This is a genomic window from Bartonella sp. AA168HLJHH (assembly GCF_042197365.1).
Taxonomy (GTDB): domain Bacteria; phylum Pseudomonadota; class Alphaproteobacteria; order Rhizobiales; family Rhizobiaceae; genus Bartonella.
In genome coordinates this window covers 1-6,606 of record NZ_JBHIRS010000038.1, presented here as the reverse complement: position 1 = coordinate 6,606, position 6,606 = coordinate 1, and the positions used below count along the sequence as shown (strand labels likewise).

Genomic DNA, 6,606 nt, shown 5'->3' with positions numbered 1-6,606 from the left:
CATTTCACTGAATTCGAATGATAGTCTCTCTCTTCATTCTGGAAATAATGTTTCCATTCATTCAAGTGGATTAAGACATAACGGCACCAATGTAGGAGAAACCCATGTTCATGGCGGTGTTTCCCCTGGTGGTTCTATGACAGGAGGTCCCAATTGAACAGTGGAATGGACCGTACAACAGGAAAGCCATTGACCGGCATTGATCATTTACGTCAATCAATCCTTGATATTTTGTTAACGCGGATTGGTTCGCGTGTAATGCGGCGTGATTATGGTTCACGTGTTGCTGAACTCATTGATGCACCGGTTAATAATGCTTTTGCTGTTGCTCTTTATGCTGCTGTTGCTGAGGCTTTAGACAAGTGGGAACCGCGTTTTAAATTGAAAAAAATTGATTTTAAAAGGGGTGAGAATGGACACGTTTCTTTATCCTTTGAAGGCATTTATTTGCCATCCGGCAAGCCCATTACCATGGAAGGATTATTGATAAAATGAATGGAGTGCTTGCAAAACCAGACATCATCACAGAACTTTCTTTTGAAGAAATACGCGCTGCTGCTCTTGTCCATTTAAAAGAGCTTTTGCCTGAATATACCATTCTTGAAAGTGATCCGGCCGTAAAAGTCATAGAGGCTTTTAGCTATCGAGAGTTGCTTTTAAGACAGCGTATTAATGAGGCAGCACGCAACAACATTCTTGATTTTGCAACCGGTGAATCTCTTGACGCTTTGGGAAACTGGCATGGTCTTGCCCGCATGGAGGGTGAAAGTGACGAGAGATATCGTGAACGCATACAGCTTCATGCCCGTGGAGGAAACGGAAGTGGGACAGAACCCTATTACAAACTTATCGCCTTAACAGCCGATAGCCGTGTGAAGGATGCGATTATTTATCGTAAAGGCAAAAACCCAACCATCTATGTTGCTCTTTTTGGTAATAATGAAGAAGGAACAGCCTCTGAAGATCTCATACAAACAGTCTCAGAAGCTCTTCACAGAAAAAATATCATCATGACCAATGATACAATCATTGTTCACGCTGCTGTCAAAAAAGTGCTGGATTTAGAAGCAGATGTTTGGCTGTTACCAGAAACATCTTTGAAAATTCTTACAACAATGGAAATAAATTTAAGAGCAGCATGGAGACAAGAACAAGCCATTGGTCGTGAATTAAGTTTGTCGTGGTGGATTTCAAAACTAATGATTGCTGGTGTCCAGAAAGTGATTGCCATTACCCCAACACAAGACAGTATGGTTTGTGATGAAGAAATTTTATCGATTGGAAAAATCACCTTAAACTTCAAAGGGCGTGCCCGCTAATGGTTGGTTCCCTCCTTCCCACAAATGCGACAGAATTTGAAAAGCGCCTTGCTGATGCTTGCGATTTTCATCAAGATATTGATGGTTCTGTTTTGGGGATTTCACGCGCAAAACTGATCACACGCCCTCCCCGTTTCTTGCCGTGGTTGATTGAAGAATACGGGCTTGGTGAACTGACACCTTATGTTCCAAATCTCTATGATTTGATTGATCAAGGGCTTCAATGGCAGAGGATACGTGGCTCCCTTGCGGCAATAGAGATGGGGCTTGAATGGCTAGAGATTACAGCACGCTTTCAACCCGCCTGGACGGGGCGCGCATGGTGGAACTCCTTTCAACTTGATTTTGATCAGTTGCCTGAACGAACACAGCTTGAAGCCATTGAAGCGATTACAGATCTCTCCAAAAGTTTGCGCTCCGATTTTCGTCGTGGTGTTGCGGGGTATGATGTGCAAGCTGTTGAATGCAATATGTCACGCCTTGATGACAGCATGTTGGAGTATGAAAGCGGTGTTCGCTTAACAGCTGGGGGCACTTTGTTTTCCTTTGGGCGCACAACAGAAATCAATCACACGCTCACAAGAGAAGAAGGCAGGCTTATTGGTAATTGGATAGATGATGGGGATGAAGAGTTAAGCTTTGAACAAATCGATTATCCATGGGACATGGCAAATTTTCCGTGGTGTTCGGTTAAAAAACATGAACGCGATATACTCATGGCAGAATGGTTTCATGGTCGCACGCTTTATCTCGTGTTAAAAGACAGCCAAAATAGCGTGATTGGGTATCGCAGATGCTATGCTGTAGCGCCTGTCGAACAGGCTTTGGATGGTGTGTACAACCATTGTGGCAACAGATTTAACCCTTCCCCAACCGGCACTCTGTTGTTTCTTGCAGCACGCACAGATTTTCACGATGTTGAGGACAAACAAGCAGCATTTGTTTCTATTCTCGTTCACGGCATTCCCAAACAAGATGTCCCTCTTGATATCCCCTTTGGAAAGCTTTGGTGTGATGCCAATGAACTAAATGGCGGTGTCGAGATACTCAAAACACCCATCAATATTCCTTTGCGCGCCGATGTTCGCGAACAATTCAAGATTTTATTGAGGTTTTAATATGAAGCATGAAAGTGGTTTACCCTTTGCAATTGACAGATCTCGCGGCAAAGAGGAACAACAAAGCGTGGTGTTTTATGGCACGCGTCCCTTTATTCAAAGTGGTGAACTCAATGAGGTTCAAACCATCATCAGGGGGCGTCATGACCGCTTGGGGCGCCTTGTTGCAAAAGAAGGAGACCGCGTTGAACGGGCTGATGCTTTTGTCAACAAAGAGACAAAGACCGTCACTTTAACGGATGGCAAGATTTATATCGCAGGCGATATTTTCCCCGTTGCACCAGCTGTACTCAACAATGTTGCCATGATTGGGCGCTTGGAAATTGGTGTGAAGCTGCAAAAAAATGGATAACTCATGAGGATGATCCAGAGCTCTTGGGGCAAGTCCCTGGCACCTTAGCAGAAGGAGAGCCTGGAGCGGCACGCGAAACAGCAAAGCTTGTTTGGGCACTGAAAGAGGATGCGCAGAATGGCACTTTCTTTCCGGTTTATATTTTACAAGATGGCGTTCTGATTGATCAAAAATCGCCCTCACTGCTTGAACCCGCCATGCAAGCTATTGCGACGTACGACCGTGCCCATGGGCATTATATCGTGAGTGGCTGCCGTGTGAGCGCATTGGGAGCCAATAACGGTTGCCAAGTGTTTAGTATTCAAGAAGGAGAAGCCAATATCAATGGCTTTAAACGCAAACGCTTAGCGGCTTTGCGCCATGAAGAACTCGAGGACTTTTCGACAAGCGTTGTTCCAAGCGAAACGCATATTTTTGCGCCCCCAAAAGGGAAAACAAGTTTCACCTTTAAACCCTATTATTTTCCTATTGCCGATATTCAGTCTCTTTTGTTGACAAAAGAAAAAACCGTTAACGTCACCCGTGGTGCCGTTGCCGCTGGGCGTGATGGTGTGCCGGATAAAAGCATCACCGCGTTTATTAAAGTCGTTCAAGGAAGCAAGGAATTTAAAGAAGGTATTGATTTTAAAAAAACCGGAGACACCATTGATTGGGCACCCGTGGGAGACGAACCTTTACCGGGCAGCAGCTATCAGGTGACTTATCGCTATCGTGCACGGGTGCAGGCTGATAAGGTAACAGCGCAGGAAATCACTGTCTCAGGGGGTGCGGAAGGTGGTGATATTATCGTCAGTTACACTTATAAATTGCCCCGCATTGACCGTATCGGTCTCAACACGGGGGGCAATGTCGTCTATATCAAAGGAGTTTCATCAGATCATCCCATGGCACCAAATGTCCCTGATGATGTGTTGTCCCTTGCAACCATTACCAACAATTGGCTTGAAACGCCGGTTGTGGTCAATGATGGCACACGGGTTGCCCCCTATGATGAAATGTGGCGCTATTTTCAACGAGTGCTTTCGCTTGACCGTCTGATGCAATTAGAGCGTATTAAAAGCAATGTTGACTCTAAAGAACCTGTTGCCAAAAAAGGCATGTTCGCAGACCCTTTTCTTGATGATAGTTACAGAGATGAAGGCTTTCAACAAACAGGTGCTGTAGGCAACGGCATTTTACAGCTCGCCATTGATCCAACCTTTTACACCGCTAATCTTACAGCGCCTGTTACCCTTGACTGGACAAATGAAGTGATCATTGCGCAAGAGTTGACAACGGCTTGCGAAAAGATCAACCCCTATCAAAATTTTGCACCCCTGCCTGGTACAGTAACCCTTGAACCCGCAACAGACTTTTGGCATGAACAACGCACCGATTGGCTCTCGGGTATCACCAATCAAATCATTATGGGAAAACATCGCGGCAGTACCATACGTAGAACAGAAGTAAGCGATAATTTCATCAACACACACCAAGAACAAATCGACTTTTTAAGACAAATTACCCTTCACTTTAAAATTGAAGGTTTTGGCAGTAGCGAAATCTTGGAAAGTCTTACCTTTGATGGTGTGAATGTTTTACCAAAGAGTCTCCTTATTGCCGATAGCAAGGGCACCCTTGAGGGCGCTTTCACGATTCCACAAAATATTACGGCTGGCACAAAAAATGTTGTGGCACGGGGAAAAGGTGGAACAATTGCAACAGGGCTTTTTACAGGTCAAGGCGTGATTGATGTGAAAGTGATGCGGCGCACCACAACAGTGAAGATCTGGACGCAATTTGACCCACAAGCGCAAGTCTTTACCCCCGATGAAACACGGCAAATCACTGGAATTGACTTTCATCTTTGCAAAATCGGCAATCAGAACCATGATCTGGTGATTGATTTGGTCACTACAGAAAACGGTTATCCGACCGCCGATATTCAAGCGCAAAGCTTTTATTCTATGAAGGGCGCAAAGGCAGGATGGGCAGATGCACGCTATGATGTACCACTCCTTGTGATGGATGACCGCTTAACGGCTTTTGTCATTAAAACCGATGATGCTGATCATTCTGTCTCACTAGCAAAGCTTGGGGATTTTGATGCAGAACACCAAAGATTTGTCTCAAGTCACCCTTACGTGACCGGTCCACGCTTTTCTTCTGTCAATGCTAGGAGCTGGACTGCTCATCAAGATGAGGCTTTAGCCTTTCGAGTGCTGGCGGCACGCTACACACAAACAGAAAAAACCATTGATCTTGGCACTTTTGATCTTGTGGACTGCTCTGATTTACAAATACGCGCAGCCATTGAATTGCCTTCAAGCGATTGTTCTGTCATCTTTGAAATTGAAAGAAACAACGGCACGGTTTATCAACTCCTTCCCTTTCAATTACTCAGTCTTACTGAATATATCAGTGAAAAGGTAAAGCTTCGCGCTATTCTCAAAGGGACAGAGAAGCTCTCACCCGTCTTGTTTGCGCCTGTTCAATTGATTGCGGGGAAGATTCATAAAACAGCCACTTATGTCACCCGTGCTTTTACCTTTGGGGAAAAGGCAAGGTTGACCAGCTATATCAAAACCTTTTTACCGGGCGGTGCAACCTTTACACTCGAGATGCAACTGGATGATGGTGCTTTTGTTCCTTTGAAACTCGACGAAACAGAACAACTCGCTGAACCGCTTTGGACAGAGCGCAAATTTGTGAGCAGCGATAAAACAGCCAAACAAGCGCGCCTCAAACTCACGCTTACCGGTGGACCGGCAGCGCGGTCCATGGTGTGTGATTTTGGCGCTGGCATATTGTGATGGGAGAACAGAGATGACAAAAACCAAAAAACTCGACATGGAATTGCCTAAAGAGGGGCGTTTTATCAGTTCTGAATTCCCAATCTTGCGCGAAAACTTGACAAAAATTGATCAGGCAATAGCCGATGTTGAGGACAAGGTAGACCAAAAAGCACCTTTACAACACACGCATACCATAAGCGAAATCATAAATCTAGAAAGCGCTCTCAATGGCAAAATGGCAGCGGATAAAACTTTCACTTTTGCCGATTTAAGCGATATCGAAGGCGCAAAAGATGCTGCCAACAATTATGTTCTCTATAAATCAAGCAATAATAACTTCACTTTTGGCAGTGCAATATCATTGTTAGGCGCGCATCAACATAAAACCGAAGATATTGTGGGGCTTGATGATTTTAGAGCCAAAATCAACGAAGATCTCACAAGCTATGGTCGCCTCACAAGTCCAAATGAATGGAAAAATTACAATAAATTTACCAGCAAAGTGACTATGAGTGGTGCCTTAGAGCTTTTGGGCAATTCGTCGTTTAGCCTCATCCACAATGGTGAAATGGTTACCAGTTTAAGCACAAGCGGAAGCTTTCTTAAAGGACCTTTAAAAGTCGATGGTGATCTTGTTTATACAAAAGCAGAAATAGATATTCTCAAGCAGGAAATTAAAAACATCAAAAAAGATTTGATTAATAAACTCATTATTGCCGATGCTGAATTGCTGTATACGCAAGATGGGAAAATTGAATGGCCAGATTGGGTAACAGACCAAACTAGGTTAGAAATCCAAGCATGGGGTGGCGGTGGTAGTGGTGGCGGAGCGGATACGCCAAGATTAGGAGGAGGTGGCGGCGGTGGCGGTTGTTCAGTCTGGTATGGCTATAAAGCCAGTTTAAATGGTCATGAAGATATCACAATTGGTAAGGGTGGAACTTCTGTTGCATCACTTCGTGCAACAGGTAATTCTGGAGGAACAACGACCGTTGGCAAAAATTTTATTACGGCGACAGGAGGATATGGTGGTGGGGGTGCTT

General features: G+C 44.6%; 4 protein-coding genes and 2 pseudogenes. All 6 read left to right on the top strand.

Annotation, left to right across the window (positions count from 1 at the left end; genetic code table 11):
• Positions 1–157 (top strand): annotated as a pseudogene (locus ACFINM_RS09250) (phage baseplate assembly protein V); the annotation flags it as partial.
• Entirely contained in the window at positions 154–495 is a 342-nt protein-coding gene (locus tag ACFINM_RS09245) for a GPW/gp25 family protein (RefSeq protein WP_375612353.1), read from the top strand. The pseudogene ACFINM_RS09250 and the gene ACFINM_RS09245, both read left to right, overlap by 4 nt.
• The gene (locus ACFINM_RS09240; RefSeq protein ID WP_375641189.1) at positions 492–1,319 is read left to right on the top strand and encodes a baseplate J/gp47 family protein; all 828 of its coding nucleotides are present in this window, start codon (positions 492–494) and stop codon (positions 1,317–1,319) included. The genes ACFINM_RS09245 and ACFINM_RS09240 overlap by 4 nt, the downstream gene beginning before the upstream one ends.
• The gene (locus ACFINM_RS09235; RefSeq protein WP_375641187.1) at positions 1,319–2,437 is read left to right on the top strand and encodes a phage tail protein; all 1,119 of its coding nucleotides are present in this window, start codon (positions 1,319–1,321) and stop codon (positions 2,435–2,437) included. Before ACFINM_RS09240 ends, ACFINM_RS09235 begins: the two co-directional genes overlap by 1 nt.
• Before the next feature lies 1 nt (position 2,438).
• Positions 2,439–5,581 (top strand): annotated as a pseudogene (locus ACFINM_RS09230) (DUF4815 domain-containing protein).
• Between the two features lie 13 nt (positions 5,582–5,594).
• A partial coding sequence (locus ACFINM_RS09225) for a Bgr_08870 family protein (RefSeq protein ID WP_375641185.1) occupies positions 5,595–6,606 on the top strand: 1,012 nt, incomplete at its 3' end.

Excerpts from the sequence above, each read along its gene's own strand:
- ACFINM_RS09240 (WP_375641189.1), top strand. The coding sequence starts at position 492 with ATGAATGGAGTGCTTGCAAAACCAGACATCATCACAGAACTTTCTTTT.
- ACFINM_RS09235 (WP_375641187.1), top strand. The coding sequence starts at position 1,319 with ATGGTTGGTTCCCTCCTTCCCACAAATGCGACAGAATTTGAAAAGCGC.